At 62.0% G+C, this 16,760-nt stretch carries 13 protein-coding genes; 9 read left to right on the top strand and 4 right to left on the bottom strand.

Annotated elements, in window-relative coordinates; all coding sequences use genetic code 11:
* Positions 1–47: 47 nt before the first annotated feature.
* The 7 genes from C9E91_RS01055 to C9E91_RS01025 all read left to right on the top strand — a co-directional run bounded on the left by C9E91_RS01055 (position 48) and on the right by C9E91_RS01025 (position 7,584).
* Entirely contained in the window at positions 48–1,142 is a 1,095-nt protein-coding gene (locus C9E91_RS01055; RefSeq protein ID WP_107106525.1) for a LacI family DNA-binding transcriptional regulator, read from the top strand.
* On the top strand, positions 1,139–2,164 hold the full coding sequence (locus C9E91_RS01050) for a polyamine ABC transporter substrate-binding protein (protein WP_107106524.1): 1,026 nt from the start codon (positions 1,139–1,141) through the stop codon (positions 2,162–2,164). The genes C9E91_RS01055 and C9E91_RS01050 overlap by 4 nt, the downstream gene beginning before the upstream one ends.
* 74 nt (positions 2,165–2,238) lie before the next feature.
* Positions 2,239–3,069, top strand: a complete 831-nt coding sequence (locus C9E91_RS01045; RefSeq protein WP_107106523.1) for an ABC transporter permease — start codon at positions 2,239–2,241, stop codon at positions 3,067–3,069.
* Positions 3,066–3,845, top strand: a complete 780-nt coding sequence (locus C9E91_RS01040) for an ABC transporter permease (RefSeq protein ID WP_107106522.1) — start codon at positions 3,066–3,068, stop codon at positions 3,843–3,845. Before C9E91_RS01045 ends, C9E91_RS01040 begins: the two co-directional genes overlap by 4 nt.
* A complete protein-coding gene (locus tag C9E91_RS01035) occupies positions 3,838–4,866 on the top strand; it encodes an ABC transporter ATP-binding protein (protein WP_107106521.1) in 1,029 nt (342 codons plus the stop codon). The genes C9E91_RS01040 and C9E91_RS01035 overlap by 8 nt, the downstream gene beginning before the upstream one ends.
* 4 nt (positions 4,867–4,870) lie before the next feature.
* The gene (locus C9E91_RS01030) at positions 4,871–5,794 is read left to right on the top strand and encodes a nucleoside hydrolase (RefSeq protein ID WP_107106520.1); all 924 of its coding nucleotides are present in this window, start codon (positions 4,871–4,873) and stop codon (positions 5,792–5,794) included.
* Complete coding sequence (locus C9E91_RS01025; protein WP_107106519.1) at positions 5,791–7,584, top strand: adenine deaminase; 1,794 nt, start codon at positions 5,791–5,793, stop codon at positions 7,582–7,584. Before C9E91_RS01030 ends, C9E91_RS01025 begins: the two co-directional genes overlap by 4 nt.
* A gap of 168 nt (positions 7,585–7,752) precedes the next feature.
* Here the strand turns inward: C9E91_RS01025 and C9E91_RS01020 are convergent, their stop codons facing one another.
* The 4 genes from C9E91_RS01020 to C9E91_RS01005 all read right to left on the bottom strand — a co-directional run bounded on the left by C9E91_RS01020 (position 7,753) and on the right by C9E91_RS01005 (position 13,153).
* Complete coding sequence (locus C9E91_RS01020; RefSeq protein WP_107106518.1) at positions 7,753–8,811, bottom strand: ABC transporter ATP-binding protein; 1,059 nt, start codon at positions 8,809–8,811, stop codon at positions 7,753–7,755.
* Complete coding sequence (locus C9E91_RS01015) at positions 8,808–10,361, bottom strand: ABC transporter permease (protein WP_181315985.1); 1,554 nt, start codon at positions 10,359–10,361, stop codon at positions 8,808–8,810. Before C9E91_RS01015 ends, C9E91_RS01020 begins: the two co-directional genes overlap by 4 nt.
* Positions 10,362–10,534: 173 nt before the next feature.
* On the bottom strand, positions 10,535–11,551 hold the full coding sequence (locus C9E91_RS01010) for an iron ABC transporter substrate-binding protein (protein WP_107106516.1): 1,017 nt from the start codon (positions 11,549–11,551) through the stop codon (positions 10,535–10,537).
* 264 nt (positions 11,552–11,815) lie between these two features.
* Positions 11,816–13,153, bottom strand: coding sequence for an MFS transporter (locus C9E91_RS01005; protein ID WP_107106515.1), 1,338 nt, complete (start codon positions 13,151–13,153; stop codon positions 11,816–11,818).
* A gap of 397 nt (positions 13,154–13,550) precedes the next feature.
* Here C9E91_RS01005 and cyoA point away from each other — a divergent pair, with 397 nt between their 5' ends.
* Together cyoA and cyoB are read left to right on the top strand one after the other, a co-directional pair.
* Positions 13,551–14,708 (top strand): ubiquinol oxidase subunit II, encoded by a 1,158-nt coding sequence (gene cyoA, locus C9E91_RS01000; protein ID WP_107106514.1) that lies wholly within the window; start codon positions 13,551–13,553, stop codon positions 14,706–14,708.
* Positions 14,709–14,754: 46 nt separating this feature from the next.
* The gene (gene cyoB / locus C9E91_RS00995) at positions 14,755–16,758 is read left to right on the top strand and encodes a cytochrome o ubiquinol oxidase subunit I (RefSeq protein WP_107106513.1); all 2,004 of its coding nucleotides are present in this window, start codon (positions 14,755–14,757) and stop codon (positions 16,756–16,758) included.
* Positions 16,759–16,760: the final 2 nt, after the last annotated feature.

The following is a 16,760-nucleotide window of genomic DNA, read 5'->3' as shown; positions in this document are numbered from 1 at the left end:
TTGATTAAACGATTAATCACCCGACGTCCCCATGGTGCACCGACCAGATGGCAACCGCGCGCCCCGGCCCCAATCTCAGCAGGATCGCCGCCTCGCTCGGCGTCTCCGTTGCCACGGTGTCCAATGCCCTTTCCGGCAAGGGGCGAGTCTCGGCTGAACTGGTGGAGCGCATCCGCGCCACGGCGGCCACGCTCGGTTATGTGCCAAGCCAGGCTGGCCGGGCGCTGAGGACCGGGCGCAGCGGCGTTCTTGGGCTGGTTCTGCCCGATATCTCCAATCCACTCTTTCCGCAGATCGCCCAGGCAATCGAACATGCCGCCGCCATCGCCGGCTATGGTGTGCTGATTGCCGATTCGCGCGGTGACGTCGGCACGCAGACCGAGGCGATCCACCGGCTGGTGGAACGCGGCGTCGACGGCATGGTGATCGTGCCGCGGCGCGGCACCCGCATTGCCGATGCCGGCTGTCCCGTGGCCGTCATCGATACGCCCTCGACGCCGGGCAACACGGTTTCCGCCGACCACTGGCAGGGCGGTCGTGAAATCGCCAGTCATCTGCGCAATCTCGGGCACCGCAAGATTCTGTTGATCGGCGGAAGCAGCGCCTCCAGCGTACAGAACGACCGCATCGGCGGCTTCAAATCCGCCCTCGACGCCACGATAAAGACCGAGGTCCTCTGGATCGAAAAGCTGGAGGAACAGGACGGGCCTGGCTGCCTGCTGGGATTGGCGGACAAGGTGCAGCAGGGCTTTACGGCCTTTGCCGCCGTTTCCGACCTGCATGCCTTGCGCGCGCTCACCGAACTGCAACGGGCCGGCATCGCCGTTCCGGACAGCGCCAGCGTCACCGGCTTCGACGATCTCATCTGGTCGCCGGTCGTGACACCCGCGCTCACCACGATACGCATGGACATCGCGGCGATTGCCGAGATCGCGATCACCGCACTGGTCAGCGCCATCCAAAATGGCGAACCGATCAAAAAGGGGAGACCGCGCGAAGCGTCCGCGGACGAGCCGCTGCACGTCAACCGGCTTGTCACGGCGGAGAAATCCCGCGTGCCAATGCAGCTTGTCGTCCGTCAATCTTCCGGTCCGCTCGGGCTGGCAAGCACAAACCTTTCAGCGGGAGAGCTCCTGACATGAAACGATTGCTCCTGGCTTCGGCCACCACCTTGCTTGCTCTTTCATCGCTCGGCGTACAGGCACAGGAACGCACGCTCACCATTTCCGTCTATGCCTTCGCCCAGGACGACTACAAGAAGCTCGTCTACGATCCCTTCGAAGCCAAATGCGACTGCAAGCTGGTGGTCGAGACCGGAAACAGCGTCGAGCGCCTGGCGAAGATGCAGGAAAACAAGGCCAATCCGGTTGTCGACATGGCCGTAATCTCCATGGCGGACGCGCTGCAGGCGTCCCGTGCCGGCCTGATCGACAAGATCGATACCTCGAAGCTCAGCAACTTCAACAAGCTCTACGACCTCGCCAAAGACCCGAACGGCGACGGCATGAGCGTCGGCTATACGTTCTATGCCACCTCGATCGCCTATCGCTTGGACAAGATGAAGATCGATTCCTGGGCCGATCTTCTGAAGCCGGACTATGTCGGCCATGTCGCATGGCCGAACGTTACGACCAACCAGGGTCCGCCGGCGCTCTACATGCTGGGCCTCGCGCTTGGCAAGGATACGCCCGACCTCGCTGCCCCAATCGCCGCCATCGGCGAACACAAGAGCGATATCGTCACCTTCTACGAAAAATCCTCGCAGCTCGTGCAACTGATGCAGCAGGAAGAAATCTGGGCCGCGCCGATCGGACGCTTCTCCTGGGCGGGCTTCACCAAGCTCGACGTGCCCGTCGCCTGGGCAACGCCGAAGGAAGGCCAGACCGGCGGCATGAATGTCATGGTCGTCACCAAGGGCTCGGAGAACCGGGATCTCGCTTTGCAGTTCATGGATTTCTGGATCTCGACGGAGGTGCAGACGGCGCTCGCCACGAAACTCATCGACAGCCCGGCGAACAAGGACGTGAAGCTACCCGACGATGTCGCCAAAAACCTGACCTATGGTGAAGACACGGCAAAAAGCCTGAAGCTGATCCCGTCAGCGGTCGCTCTCGACCAGCGCGATGACTGGGTCAAGGAATGGAATAACAGGGTTGGCCAATAAGGCCATGTCGAAACGATATCCCGAATGCAGCATCGGGATATCCGTCTTCCCCATTTTCATGAAGGTTAGCCTTAATGTTCCAGAATAGGGCCGAAGCTCTGGCGCTTGCCCTGCCTGCGGCGGTCTTCGTCGCAGTGGTTTTCCTCGCGCCGGTGCTGATTCTGCTCTCGGAAGGCTTTCATATCCCCACCAGCGGCTGGACTCTTTCGGCCTATACCGGCTTCTTTTCGGAGGCGCTGAACCAGACGGTCTTCCTGCGCACGCTCCGGCTCGGCGTCGAGGTCACGGCTGTTTCCGCCGTCATCGGTTATGCCAGCGCCTTCGCTATCGTCAACCTGCCGCCGAAGGGCAAGGGCCGTCTGGTTGGTCTCGTCGTCTTGCCGCTGATGATCTCGCCGGTGGCGCGCACCTATGCCTGGATCGTCATTCTCGGGCGTACCGGCATCGTCAACCGGGCCGTTCAGGGCCTCGGCTTGAGCGATGAGCCGCTGCGCCTGCTGTTCAGCGAGACCGCCGTCTTCATCGGCCTTCTGCAGCTCTTCCTGCCGTTGATGATCCTGTCGCTGATCAGCGCGCTCGAGAACATGCCGAAGGATGCCATTCCGGCCGCGCGCGTCCTTGGCGCCAACTGGTTCCAGGTGTTCTGGAAAGTGGTGCTGCCGCTGACGCGCGAGGGATTGGTGATTGGCGGCACGCTGGTCTTCACCGGCTCGCTGACGGCCTATATCACGCCGGCTATTCTTGGCGGCTCGAAAGTGCTGATGCTGGAGACGCTGCTCTATCAGCGCATCTCGGTCTCCAACGACTATGTTTCGGCCAGCGTTATCGCCTTCATCCTCATCGTCATGAGTTTCGGCGCCAATCTGGTGCTGAAGCGGCTCGCCACCGCGAGGAACCGGGCATGATGCGGCGTCTGTTTTCTCCGCTCGTCCTCTTCTTGCTGCTGATCTTCCTCATCGGCCCCTTTGTCATCATCGTGGCGGCATCTCTTTCCGGCGGCGAAACGCTGGCCTTTCCGCCGCAGGGCCTGTCGCTGCGTTGGGTGGCAAAGGTCTTCACCATCGACAGTTTCCGCGAAAGCTTCGCCATGTCGATGTTTCTGGCGATCGGCGGCACGCTTTTCGCGCTGATCCTCGGCATTCCGGCGGCTTACGCACTGTCGCGATACAGGCTGCCGGGCGGCGAGACGATCCGCACGATGGTCTCCCTGCCGATCATCGTGCCGGGGATCATCGTAGGTCTGGCGATCCTGCGCTACCTCGTCGTGCCCTTCTCCTTCGATATCACGCTGGCGCTATTCTTCGCGCATACGGCACTGGTGCTTCCCTATGCCGTGCGTGTGGTCTCGGCCAGCCTCAACAATCTGCGCTCCGATATGGAAGAGGCGGCGGTGCTCCTCGGTTCGTCGCGGCTCGGCGCCTTCTTTCGCGTGGTGCTGCCGAATATTCGCAGCGGCGTGCTCGCCGCCTTCATCCTCGGCTTCGTCACCAGCTTCAATCAGGTGCCGGTATCGCTGTTTCTCGCCAAGCCAGGCATACAGACGCTGCCGATCGACATGCTGGGCTATATGGAAACGACCTACGACCCTTCCGTCGCGGCCTTGTCGGCGCTGCTTGCCTTCCTTTCCATCGGCATCGTCTTCCTTGCCGAGCGCTTCCTAGGATTTTCCCGCTATGTCTGACCCCTCCTACCTTACGCTGGACAGGCTGACGCTCGCCTATGGCGACACGGTCGCGGTCAATGACCTCACCCTGTCGATCGGCAAAGGCGAACTTGTGGCCCTGCTCGGCCCCTCCGGCTGCGGCAAGACGACGACGATGCGGGCAATTGCCGGGTTGCTCGCGCCCGTGTCCGGCAAGATCAAGCTCGATGGCGCCGATATCACCCGCGTCTCCGCCAATAGGCGCGCCGTCGGATTGGTCTTTCAATCCTACGCGCTGTTTCCGCATCTCACCGTCTATGAAAACGTCGCCTTCGGCCTACGTCTCAAGGGTATGCGCGGCAATGATCTCGACGCCCGTGTCGGTGCCGGTTTGAAATCCGTGGGTCTTACCAGCTTCTCCGGCCGCAAGCCCGGCCAATTGTCCGGCGGCCAGCAGCAGCGCGTGGCACTGGCGCGATCGATGGTGATGGAGCCGAAGGTGCTGCTGCTCGACGAGCCGCTGTCGAATCTCGACGCCCGCCTGCGCCTGGAAATGCGCACCGAGCTGCAACGGGTGCAGAAGGAAACCGGCGTGACGATGATTTTCGTCACCCACGATCAGGTGGAGGCGCTGGCGCTCGCCGACCGCATCGTCGTCATGCTGAACGGCGCCATCGAGCAGATCGGCTCGCCGGAGGATATCTATAACCGGCCGGTTTCGGCCTTCGTTGCCGATTTCGTCGGCTTCGAGAATGTCTTTGCGCTGGAGAACGGCAGGCTGAAGACGGCGAACGGCGCCGTTACGCTTTCGTCCCCCGCGCCATCGTCTGCGGCGGGCCTGGCCTGGCGGCCGCGTGCGGTAACCCTGGGCTCAGGTCCTTTCAGGGGCACCGTGCGCGGCACGTCTTTCGCCGGCGACAGCCGCGAATATCTGCTCGATACGCCGCTCGGGCCTATCAAAGCCGAAGTGGACGCGGCCGCGGCCGTTCACGCCATGGGCAGCGAGCTCGCCTTCGACCTGCCGGTCGCAGCAGCAGCTTCGCTTGCAAAACACGGATAGGGCCATGGGGATCTGGATCGATACCGATATGGGGTTCGACGATATCGCCGCCATTCTGGTGGTGGCGCATTCGAGCCTCGTGATCGACGGCGTTTCGCTGGTGAGCGGCAATGCGCCGCTAGCGCAGGTGCGCCACAACGCCGCCAGTGCCGCCGCAGCTTTCGGCTGGGAATTTCCGATCCACACGGGCCGCAAATTGCCGGTGCTTTGCAAGCTGGAAACAGCGCAACGCATTCTCGGACAAAGCGGCATGCCGACCATGGGCAAAAGCTTGCCGCCGGCGAATGAATTGCCGGTAAGCGATGCCTTCGCCGCCCTCTGTGGCTGGCTGGAGCGCGACACGGAGCCGAAACGAATTTTGGCGCTCGGGCCGCTCACCAATATCGCTGCCTTGGCGCTCGCCCGGCCCGATCTTGCCGCCCGCATCGACGAACTCACCTGGATGGGCGGCGGCGTGACCTCCGGTAACCACACGGCCTCCGCCGAATTCAATGCCTATGCCGATCCTGAAGCGCTTGCCATCGTGCTAGCCCATCACCTGCCGCTGCGAATGATCGATCTCGACGTCTGCCGCAAGGTGCTGGCGCGGCCTGACGATGTCGACCTTGTGCGCCAGGCCGCCGGCAAGAACGCCGAGTTGCTTGGCGATCTCCTGGGCGGCTACGTCAATATCGGCATCAGCCGCGGCCGTCCCGCCATGGCGATCTATGATCCGACCGCTGCCGCTATTTTCGTCGCTCCCGACATCGCCACGCTTCAGCATGCCCGGATCGACGTCGAGCTGCAGGGGCGGCACACCCGCGGGCGCACCGTCGTCGAGACACGCGCGTCACATGCGGAGTTCAATGCTTATTTTGCCGCCGAGATCGACGCCGACATGGCGCGCGTCATCATTTTCGGCGCGCTGATCAACGAGGCACGCCGATGATCCGACATTCTCCAAGCGAGCCCGCCGATCTCAATGCACATGAGCTGCGGCTTCGTGCCGTCGAGGTCGCTCGTGGCGATACGCCTTTCGACCTGCTGATAACAGGCGGCCAGCTCGTCGACATGGTGACCGGCCAAATCCGGGCCGCCGATATCGGCATCGTCGGCGCGCTGATCGCGAGCGTGCATGCGCCGGGCGGCCGCACGGACGCCATCAGGACGATCGACGCCAGCGGTGCCTTTCTCTCTCCCGGCCTGATCGACACGCACATGCATATCGAAAGCTCGATGGTGACGCCGGCGGCCTATGCCGAAGCCGTGTTGCCGCATGGGGTGACGAGTGTCGTCTGGGACCCGCATGAGTTCGGCAATGTGCATGGCCTCGGCGGCGTGCGCTGGGCGATCGAGGCGACACGGTCGCTGCCGCTCCGGGTGATCCCGCTTGCCCCTTCCTGTGTGCCCTCCGCGCCCGGGCTGGAGCTGGCGGGCGCCGATTTCGATGCTTCCGCCATGGCCGGCATGCTGGCCTGGCCCGAAATCGCCGGCGTTGCCGAGGTCATGACCATGCGTGGCGTCATAGACGGCGATCTGCGCACAAGCGCGATCGTCAATGCCGGGCTGCAATCCGGCAAGCTCGTCTGCGGCCATGCCCGCGGGCTGGAAGGCGCCGATCTCAATGCTTTCATGGCGGCAGGCGTCACCTCAGACCATGAGCTGACCTCCGGCGCCGATCTGCTCTCCAAGCTCTCCGCCGGCATGACGATCGAGCTGCGCGGCTCGCACGACCACCTGCTCAAGCAATTCGTCCAGGTCATCAACAATCTCGGCTTCATGCCGCAGACGGTGACCCTCTGTACCGACGACGTTTTTCCGGACGAACTGCATTTTGACGGCGGCTTGGACGATGTCGTCCGGCGTCTGGTGCGCGACGGGCTGAAGCCCGAATGGGCATTGAGGGCCGCGACGTTGAACGCCGCCATGCGGCTTGGCCGCAACGATCTCGGTCTGATCGCCGCCGGCCGCCGCGCCGACATCGCCATTTTCGAAGACCTTCACGCTTTCAAGGCGAAGCAGGTGATTGCCAACGGCAGGATCGTTGCCGAGGCTGGCAAGATCATCGGCAGGATCGCTCATCTCGATACCACGCCGCTCCAGAATTCGGTCAAACTCGCGCCTCTCAGCGAAGACGATTTTCGTGTATCGGCCGCCGGCGATCGGGTGCGTCTTGCAACGATCGACCAGCCGCGCTTCACGCAATGGGGCGAGGCAGAGGCCGATGTCGTGGACGGATTCGTCGTGCCGCCTGCGGGGACCACGATGATCGCCGTCGTTCATCGTCACGGCAAGGCGGACGGACGACCGCGCGTCGGTTTTCTGACCGGCTGGGGCGAATGGCGCGGTGCCTTCTGCACAACGGTCTCGCACGACAGCCACAATCTCACGGTTTTCGGCGGCAATGTCAGGGACATGACGGTTGCCGCCAACGCCGTCATCGCCGCCGGCGGCGGAATGGCCGTTGTTTCGAATGGTCAAGTCGACATGCTGCTGCCCCTACCCCTATCCGGGCTGGTGACCGCAATGCCCCTCGAAGAAACCGCCCTCGCCTTCCGTGCCATCCGCAAGGCGATGGAAAAGATCACCAAATGGCGGCCGCCTTACCTCGTCTTCAAAGCCTGCTTCGGCGCGACGCTCGCTTGCAACATCGGGCCGCACCAGACGGATCGCGGGATTGCGGATGTAGTGACGGGGCGGGTGTTGGAGACGCCGGTGCTGCCTTCTCGCCTTGGGTAGAAGGTGCCGCCCTTCGACAAGCTCAGGAGGGTGGATGAGGGACGAGGACCTGCGAAGGGCAACCCTAACGGTGCAACGCCCCTCAACCCGAGCTTCGCTCGGCCTTCTCCCCGCTGGGGCGAAGGTGTTTTTACGAAGGGGCCAGCGGTTTCAACCGGAAAGAGGCTTTCAGCCTACCGCATCGAAGACATGCGCCTTGCCGAGCACGCTGACGTGCACGGTGCTGCCGATCTCCGGCAGGCCGACGCTCGAGCTTTTGATGGTGAGCGGTGAAACGCCTGCGACATTGGCAAGAGCAAGCGTCACCGTGCAGACCGCGCCGCCGAATTCGACATCGATGACATTGCCAGCACATACGGCATCGGAGGCAGTGCCGTCGATCATGCTGAACCGCAACTGCTCGGGGCGCAGCATGATTTCCGCCCGTCCCCGCCGGCCGTTTGCGTCCGTCTGGATGCGGCCAAGCGCGCAATCGGCGAAACCATCGCCCAGTTCGGCCGGCAACAGGATGGCGTCGCCGAGGAAGGTGGCCGTCTCGCGGTCGCGGGGATTGAGATAGAGCGTTTGCGGCGTTCCAGCCTGCACCAATTTCCCCTCGCGCAGCACCGCCACCTGATCGGCGAAGGAGAGCGCTTCCGCCTGATCGTGCGTTACCAGGATCGTGGTGATGCCTGCATTCTGTAGGACGCGGGCAACTGCCTTGCGCATGTTTTCGCGCAAGCCCGTGTCGAGCGCAGAAAACGGTTCGTCCAGCAACATCAGCCTCGGCTTGCGGCCGAGCGCGCGGGCAAGTGCCACGCGCTGCTGCTGGCCGCCGGAGAGCTGGTGCGGGCGGCGATCGAGCATGCCGCGATCGAGCTCCACCATGTCGATCAACGCGTTGATCTGCTCGGCGCGGTTTGCTTGTCCGCGCTCCATGCCGAAGCCGATATTCTCTGCCACGCTCAAATGCGGAAACAACGCGCCGTCCTGCGAAACGATGCCGATGCCGCGGCGATGCGCGGGTATGACGGCCGGCCCATCCGCCAGCAGATGTCCTTCCAGCAGCACCTGGCCGGTATCCGGGGTCTCGAAGCCGGCGATGATGCGCAGCAGAGTCGTCTTGCCGGAACCGGAAGGGCCGACAACTGCAGTGCGGCTGCCTGCAGCGACCGTGAGGCCGATGTCGTCAAGCGCGTGCACCGGGCCATAGTGCTTGCCGATGTTTTTAATCGCCAGAAAGGTCATTGTCCGGCCGTCCGCTTGGATTGTGCATAGAGAAGAAGGGTGAGCGGCAGCGACAGCACCACCATCATGAAGGCATAGGGCGCGGCGGAGACATAGTCGATCTCGCTGGTGAGCGACCAGAATTTCGTCGCCAACGTCTCCGTGCCGTTGGGCGACAGCATTAGCGTCGCCGTCAATTCGTTGGTGATGCCGAGAGCGGCAAGGGCGACGCTCGCCGCAAAACCAGGCGCGGCAAGGCGCATGGTGATTTGCCGCACAGCCTGGCTTGGCGTGCGTCCCAACGCCATGGCGGCGCGTTCGAGCTCGACCGGTGCCTGAGCTATGCTGGAGCGCAAGCCCACCAATGCGCGCGGCAGGAACAGCAGGACATAGGCGAGCAGCAGTGTCGCAAAGGTCTGATAGAGCGGCAATACCAGCCGCACAGTGATCGACACCAGCGCTAGCGCCACCACGACGCCCGGCAGCGAGCCGACATAATAGTGGCAGGCTTCAAGAATGCGCTGCAGCCGGCTCGGCGCGCGCACCGAGAGCCAGGCCATGGGAGCGGCGGCGATGGTGGCCAGCAAGCCGCCGGCAACGGCAAGCGCGATCGTCTGCAGCAAGGCCGAGCCGACCGTATCCATCCGCCAGATGCCGGCGCCGCCAAGATAAAGCCAGCGCGCCAGCGTCACGAACGGCACGCCAAGCGTCAGCACGGCCGCTGCCAGCGGCAGTGCGATGGCCGGGATGACGAGCCAGCCGAGACGGCGACGGTCCGCCGGGCGAGCTGCGCCGGAGCCGACACGGGCGTAACGCTCGTTGCCGCGCACCAAAACCTCGATGCCGAGCAGCAGCAGGCAGCAGAAAACGAGAACCCCGCCGAGCATATTGGCGGCCGGGCTGTTGTAGGCGGATTGGAACTGATCGACGATCGCCGTCGAAAAGGTGTCGAAGCGGATCATCACATAGAGACCGTATTCCGCCAGCAGATGCAGGCCGATCAGCAGCGAGCCGCCGCAGATGGCAAGGCGAAGCTGCGGCAGGATCGCCCGGAAGAAGACGCGCCAGGGACCGAGGCCGAGCGAGGCGGCGGCATCCTCGATCGCCGGATCGAGACGGCGCAACTGTGCAGCCACCGGCAGATAGAGGAAGGGATAATAGGCAAGCACCGATACCAGCACGCCGCTCCAGAGCCCACGCATGCCCGGCAACAGGCTGACCCAGGCATAGCTGTGCACGAAAGCGGGCACGGCAAGCGGCGCGACCGCCAGCCACGACCAGATGCGGGCACCCGGGATATTCGTACGCTCGGTCAGCCAGGCGAGCGTGACGGCAAGCATGATGCAGAGCGGGATGGTACAGACTTCGAGAAGGACCGTATTGGTCAGCAATTCACCGACGCGGCTGCGGAAAATGAGCGCGATGGCTTCGCTCCAGCCGGTATCGACCGTGACCCAGACGATGAAGCCGAGCGGCACAAGGCTCAAAAGCGCGACGACGGATGCAAGGGCGATGACAGAAGCGTGCGGAACACGGCCACCGGACGCAGCGGTCAACGGGGGCAATCGCATGGCAGCGGCCTGAGCGGCCGGCGCGGCATATGTGTTCTTCTGCAGCAAGCCTTAGCTGCCTTTCACGCCCTGAAATAGGAAGGCAATCGCCACCAAAGGCGATTGCCGGGATCGAAATGGCCGAATGGCCATCCGCATGCCCCTAGCAGGGCATGCGGACCGGATGCAAGGACTTAGATCAAACCGGCTTCGGTCATGAGTTCGGTGACCTTCTTGCTGTTCAGCTTGGAAGGCTCGACCTTGGGCGCCTGCAGATCGGAGAGCGGCACCAGCTTCGGGTTCGACTGAGCGCCATTGCCGACGGCATATTCATAGGAATCGCCGTCGCGCAGAACGGCCTGACCGCCCTTGCCGGTGATCCACTTCAGGAACGCCTGAGCTTCCTTCTTGTGTTGGCTGGAGGCGAGAACGCCGCCGCCGGAAATGCTGACGAAGGCGCCCGGATCCTGGTTCTTGAAGTAATGCAGCGTGACGTTCTTGCTGTTTTCGCCCGTCTTCGCCTGATCGCCGAACCAGTAATAGTGATAGATGACCGCGCCCTGGATTTCGCCAGCGTTGACGGCCTTCATGGCAACGCTGTTGCCCTTGTAGGGGGTCGCGTTTGCCTTCAAAGCCTTCAGCCAGGACTTGGTGACGTCCTCGCCCTTCAGTTCAAGAAGCGCACTGACGATCGCCTGGAAGTCGGCACCGGCCGGCGATGCACCCCAACGGCCCTTCCAGGCGGGATCGGCGAGGTCGAGCAGCGACTTCGGCAGATCGCTTTCCTTGAGCTTGGTCTTGTCGTAGGCGAAAACCGTGGAACGGGCGGCAACGCCGACCCAATCGCCATCCGCCGCCTTGAAGGTTTCCGGCACCTGCGCCAGCGTATCGGCATCTACGGGCGCAAAGAGCTTGCTGGCATCGACCAGTGCCATGCCGGGAGAATTTTCCGTCAGGAATATGTCGGCGGGAGATGCCGCACCTTCCTCGACGATCTGGTTGGCGAACTGCATGTCGCTGCCATTGCGGATCGTCACCTTGATGCCGGTTTCCTTGGTGAAGCCATCTGCCCAAGCCTGCGTCAACGCCTCGTGCTGCGCATTATAGACGACGATGCCTTCGGATTCGGCGGCATTGGCCATCAGCGGCGCAACCGCAAGACCTGCGGCAAGCGCTAAGGCGCTGGTGAGATGGGTAAAGGAAAAAGTCATAGGCGTCCTCTCGCTTGAAACCCGTCCGTGACGGTGGTGCGGTAGCCTATATTTTTCTTGACTATCGTTTTCAAGTTTCAGTGTGTCCTTTTTTATCACAAAAGTTTGAAAAGGGAGTCAAGATTTAAGGGATCGCTTGTCGGCGAGGTCCAGCCAGGCGCGGAACGTAGGTGGTTTCGATCGCATCGACGATGCACACGGTCTTATCAAAAGAAAAAGCCGCGGCGCTTTCACGCCGCGGCTTTCAATGTTCCAAAGGTTCGATCAGTTGTCGCGCGTTTCCAGCGTTTTGCTAAAGAAGATCGCAACCAGCGTGCAAACCACGCCGGAGAGCAGGTAGAGGCTGGTATAGACCAGACCGAACTGGCTGGAGAGGGCAAGCGCGACGAAGGGCGCAAAGCCGGCACCGATCAGCCAGGAGAGGTCCGAGGTCAATGCCGAACCGCTATAGCGATAGTTCCGGCTGAAACGCGAGGCGCTGGCGCCGGCGGCCTGGCCGAAGGAGAGGCCGAGCAGCGTGAAGCCGACCACCACGTAGACATGGCGGCCGGTGACACCGCCATCGAGCAGCCAGGGTGCGACGAAAGCAAAGGCCGCGATCAACACGGCACCAACGGCAAGCTGATTGCGGCGGCCGATACGGTCGGCGAGCAGGCCGGAACTGACGATTGCGGCGATACCGCAGATCGCGCCGAGGAACTCCACCAACAGGAACGAACCGGGGGTTTGCGCGCTATAAAGTGTTACCCAACCAAGCGGGAAGACCGTGACCAGATGGAAGGTCGCGAAGCTTGCCAGCGGCACGAAAGCGCCGATCAGCACGTCGCGGCCATGCACACGCAGAAGCTCCGTCATCCTGACCGGCTCCAGCTCATGGCGCTCCAGCAACGCACCGAATTCCGGTGTAGCAACCAGACGGAGCCGGGCGAACAGCGCCACGACGTTGACCATGAAGGCGCAGAAGAAGGGGTAGCGCCAGCCGTAGTCCAGGAAATCCACCGTCGAGAGGTTTGCCACGAAATATGCGAACAGAGCGCTTGCCAGCATGAAGCCGGTCGGCGCGCCGAGCTGCGGGATCATCGCATACCAGCCACGACGGTTGGCCGGCGCGTTGAGCGCCAGCAGCGAGGCAAGACCGTCCCAGGCGCCACCGAGCGCGAGGCCCTGAGCGATACGCAAGGCGGCAAGCAGGACGATCGCATAGACGCCGACTTCGTGGTAGCCAGGCAGGAAGCTCATCGACGCCGTGGACCCGCCCAACAGAATCATCGCGATCGTCAGCTTGACGCCGCGGCCATAGGTGCGGTCGATCGCCATGAAGATAAACGAACCGACCGGGCGGGCGATGAAGGCGAGCGAAAAAACCAGGAAGGAAAGCAGCGTGCCGTGCAGGGGATCCGCGAAGGGGAAGATCAGCTTCGGGAAGACCAGGACGGATGCGATGGCGTAAACGAAGAAATCGAAAAACTCGGACGTGCGACCGATGATCACGCCGATGGCAATACTGCCGGGGTCGACAGTACCGCGAGCATGCATATTGCGAGCATCGCGTTCCAAACCGGCGGACGTTGGATTTAATGATTCATGCGTGGCGCTGACCATATACGGGAGCCTCCCTCTCCGGACGCGAATTCCTCCACGAAGTCGCGTCGAGATAAGATGTTTTATCAAACTTACGAACTTATCAAGTATCGTGCATGGAATAATTCGCGAATTAGCGATTGGATCCGGCCGAATTCGGACCTTTTTGCCAAGACAATGCCGGGTTGGCGTGCCGCCACCGGTAGCCATATCCGCCGATCTCGGTATATTAGCCGCGACAAAGGCAACCGGTCGTTGGAAAACCTTCTGGATTTCTCAGGATTTTCCCGATAGGTGACGTTTGCAGTCGATCCCGCATTGCACCCAAGCTTGCTGCGGTGCGACGAAACACCTCATACCGTTCATGACCGCCGTCCTTTAGTCGCGGTACGGTCAATAACAAAAAGAGCTTTGAGACGTGCCAAGACTATCGAAGATTTTCAGCCTGTTATCCGTCCTGCCGCTCACCCTGCTGCTCTCGGGCTGCAATATGGTGGTAATGGCTCCCTCCGGCGACATCGCCGTGCAGCAACGCGACCTTATCGTCGTCTCTACCGTCCTGATGCTGCTGATCATCGTCCCGGTGATTTTCCTTACCCTGTTGTTTGCCTGGAGATATCGCCAGTCGAACGCGACGTCGGTCTATGATCCGGAATGGCATCATTCGACCCGCCTCGAACTGGTGATCTGGTCGGCGCCGCTGGCCATCATCATTGCGCTCGGCGCGGTGACCTGGATCAGCACCCATCAGCTCGATCCCTATCGGCCGCTCGATCGCGTCAACGCCGGCAAGCCCGTAACGACCACCACGAGGGCCGTGAATGTCGAAGTCGTGGCGCTCGATTGGAAATGGCTGTTCTTCTACCCCGATCTCGGCATTGCCACGGTCAACGAACTGGCCGCGCCGGTGGATGCACCCATCAATTTCAAGATCACGGCCTCCTCGGTGATGAACTCGTTCTTCATCCCGGCACTTGCGGGCCAGATCTACGCCATGCCGGGCATGGAAACGAAGCTGCATGCCGTCATCAACCACCCCGGCGAATATCAGGGTCTGTCCGCCAACTACAGCGGCGCCGGCTTCTCGCATATGCGCTTCAAATTCCATGGCTTTAGCCAAGCCGACTTCGACCGATGGGTCCAGAAGGTGAAGAGCCAGGGCACGGCCCTCGGCCGCACGGAATATCTGGCGCTCGCCAAGCCGAGCGAAAGAGAGCCGGTGCGCTACTTCAATTCGGTCGACGACGGTCTCTATGACGCCATCCTCAATATGTGCGCCGATCCCAGCAAGATGTGCATGGGCGAGATGATGCATATCGATGCCAAGGGCGGCGCCGGCAAGGACAGCCAGGAAAACCGCGAGCGCTTGATCTACGACAACCGCGGTGCGGATGCCGGTGAGGTCACGCCGGTAAAGGCAAGCGACACCACAGCTCACGAGATGCAGCACGGCGACGCCTCCATGCAGGGCATGGACATGGGCAATATGCAGATGGGCAACGGCGCTTCAGCCGGTTCGTCCAGCGCTACACCGACCGCCGGTTCGTCAACGCCGGCACAGCAGCCGAGCAATTGATCCCGTGCGCTCAGTAACAAGACATTTATAAGGACAGAGGCAATCCATGTTTTCCAACCCGGACCTCTATAAATTCATCTTCGGTCGGCTGACGCTCGATTCGATCCCCTATCACGAGCCGATCCTCGTCGCGACCTTCATCGGCGTCGCCATCGGCGGCATCGCCGTGCTCGGCCTGCTCACCTATTTCCGCCTCTGGGGCTTCCTCTGGAAGGAATGGTTCACCAGCATCGACCACAAGAAGATCGGCATCATGTATGTGGTGCTGGCTTTGATCATGCTGCTGCGCGGCTTTTCCGACGCGCTGCTGATGCGTTTGCAGCAGGCGATCGCCTTCAACGGTTCCGAGGGCTACCTGCCGCCGCATCACTACGACCAGATCTTCACCGCCCACGGCGTCATCATGATCTTCTTCGTGGCGATGCCCTTCGTCACCGGCCTGATGAACCTCGTCGTGCCGCTGCAGATCGGCGCACGCGACGTCTCCTTCCCGTTCCTGAACAACTTCTCGTTCTGGATGACAACGGCAGGCGCGATCGTCATCATGATCTCGCTCTTCATCGGCGAATTCGCAAAGACCGGCTGGCTGGCCTATCCGCCGCTCTCCGGCATCGCCTACAGTCCTGACGTCGGCGTCGATTATTACATCTGGGGCCTGCAGGTCGCGGGTATCGGTACGACGCTTTCGGGCATCAACCTGATCGCCACTATCGTCAAGATGCGCGCGCCGGGCATGACCTTCACGAAAATGCCGGTCTTCACCTGGACGTCGCTCTGCACCAACATCCTGATCGTTGCGAGCTTCCCGATCCTGACCGCCACGCTCGCTCTGCTTACCCTCGATCGCTACGCCGGTACGAACTTCTTCACGAACGACCTCGGCGGCAATCCGATGATGTATGTCAACCTCATCTGGATCTGGGGTCACCCGGAAGTCTACATCCTGGTCCTGCCGGCCTTCGGCGTCTTCTCGGAAGTCGTGGCCACCTTCTGCGGCAAGCGCCTCTTCGGCTACGCCTCGATGGTCTACGCCACCTGCGTGATCATGATCCTCTCCTACCTCGTCTGGCTGCACCACTTCTTCACGATGGGCTCGGGCGCCAGCGTCAATTCCTTCTTCGGCATCACCACGATGATCATCTCGATCCCGACGGGTGCGAAGCTCTTCAACTGGCTGTTCACGATGTACCACGGCCGCATTCGCTACGAGCCGCCGATGCTGTGGACCGTCGGCTTCATGGTGACCTTCACCATCGGCGGCATGACCGGCGTCATGCTTGCGGTTCCGCCGGCCGACTTCGTGCTGCACAACTCGCTGTTCCTGATCGCCCACTTCCATAACGTGATCATCGGCGGCGTGCTCTTCGGCATGTTCGCGGGTGTCAACTACTGGTTCCCGAAGGCCTTCGGCTTCAAGCTCGATCCCTTCTGGGGCAAGATGAGCTTCTGGTTCTGGCAGATCGGCTTCTGGTTCGCTTTCATGCCGCTCTACATCCTCGGCCTGATGGGCGTCACCCGCCGCGTAAGCCAGTTCGACGATCCGTCGCTGCAGATCTGGTTCATCATCGCGGCCTTCGGCGCCGGACTGATCGCCATCGGCATCGCCTGCTTCCTCATCCAGCTCGGCGTCAGCTTCATGAAGCGCGAAGAACTTCGCGATCATACCGGCGACCCCTGGGGCGGCCGTACGCTGGAATGGTCCACCTCGTCGCCGCCGCCGGCCTACAACTTCGCCTTCACGCCGATCGTCTACGATCACGACGCGTGGTGGGACATGAAGAACCGTGGCTATCAGCGTCCGACGGAGGGTTTCATCCCGATCCACATGCCGAAGAATACCGGCACGGGCGTCATCCTCGGCGTTCTCTCCATCGCCTTCGCATTCGGCATGATCTGGTACATGTGGTGGCTTGCCGCCATCACCTTCGTCGCAATGATCGCCATTACGATCGGCCATACCTTCAACTATAAGCGCGACTTCTACATCCCCGCCGATCAGGTCGTGAAGACCGAGAACGAGCGTACGAAGCAGCTCGCAGGACAGGTATAAGA

It is taken from the genome of Rhizobium sp. SEMIA4064, from assembly GCF_003025035.1.
GTDB classification, from domain to species: domain Bacteria; phylum Pseudomonadota; class Alphaproteobacteria; order Rhizobiales; family Rhizobiaceae; genus Rhizobium; species Rhizobium paranaense.
Note: the sequence above shows the minus strand (reverse complement) of the source record. Positions and strands in the feature narration are given on the sequence as shown.

Excerpts from the sequence above, each read along its gene's own strand:
- C9E91_RS01055 (WP_107106525.1), top strand. The coding sequence starts at position 48 with ATGGCAACCGCGCGCCCCGGCCCCAATCTCAGCAGGATCGCCGCCTCG.
- C9E91_RS01050 (WP_107106524.1), top strand. The coding sequence starts at position 1,139 with ATGAAACGATTGCTCCTGGCTTCGGCCACCACCTTGCTTGCTCTTTCA.
- C9E91_RS01045 (WP_107106523.1), top strand. The coding sequence starts at position 2,239 with ATGTTCCAGAATAGGGCCGAAGCTCTGGCGCTTGCCCTGCCTGCGGCG.
- C9E91_RS01040 (WP_107106522.1), top strand. The coding sequence starts at position 3,066 with ATGATGCGGCGTCTGTTTTCTCCGCTCGTCCTCTTCTTGCTGCTGATC.
- C9E91_RS01035 (WP_107106521.1), top strand. The coding sequence starts at position 3,838 with ATGTCTGACCCCTCCTACCTTACGCTGGACAGGCTGACGCTCGCCTAT.
- C9E91_RS01030 (WP_107106520.1), top strand. The coding sequence starts at position 4,871 with ATGGGGATCTGGATCGATACCGATATGGGGTTCGACGATATCGCCGCC.
- C9E91_RS01025 (WP_107106519.1), top strand. The coding sequence starts at position 5,791 with ATGATCCGACATTCTCCAAGCGAGCCCGCCGATCTCAATGCACATGAG.
- C9E91_RS01020 (WP_107106518.1), bottom strand. The coding sequence starts at position 8,811 with ATGACCTTTCTGGCGATTAAAAACATCGGCAAGCACTATGGCCCGGTG.
- C9E91_RS01015 (WP_181315985.1), bottom strand. The coding sequence starts at position 10,361 with ATGCGATTGCCCCCGTTGACCGCTGCGTCCGGTGGCCGTGTTCCGCAC.
- C9E91_RS01010 (WP_107106516.1), bottom strand. The coding sequence starts at position 11,551 with ATGACTTTTTCCTTTACCCATCTCACCAGCGCCTTAGCGCTTGCCGCA.
- C9E91_RS01005 (WP_107106515.1), bottom strand. The coding sequence starts at position 13,153 with ATGGTCAGCGCCACGCATGAATCATTAAATCCAACGTCCGCCGGTTTG.
- cyoB (WP_107106513.1), top strand. The coding sequence starts at position 14,755 with ATGTTTTCCAACCCGGACCTCTATAAATTCATCTTCGGTCGGCTGACG.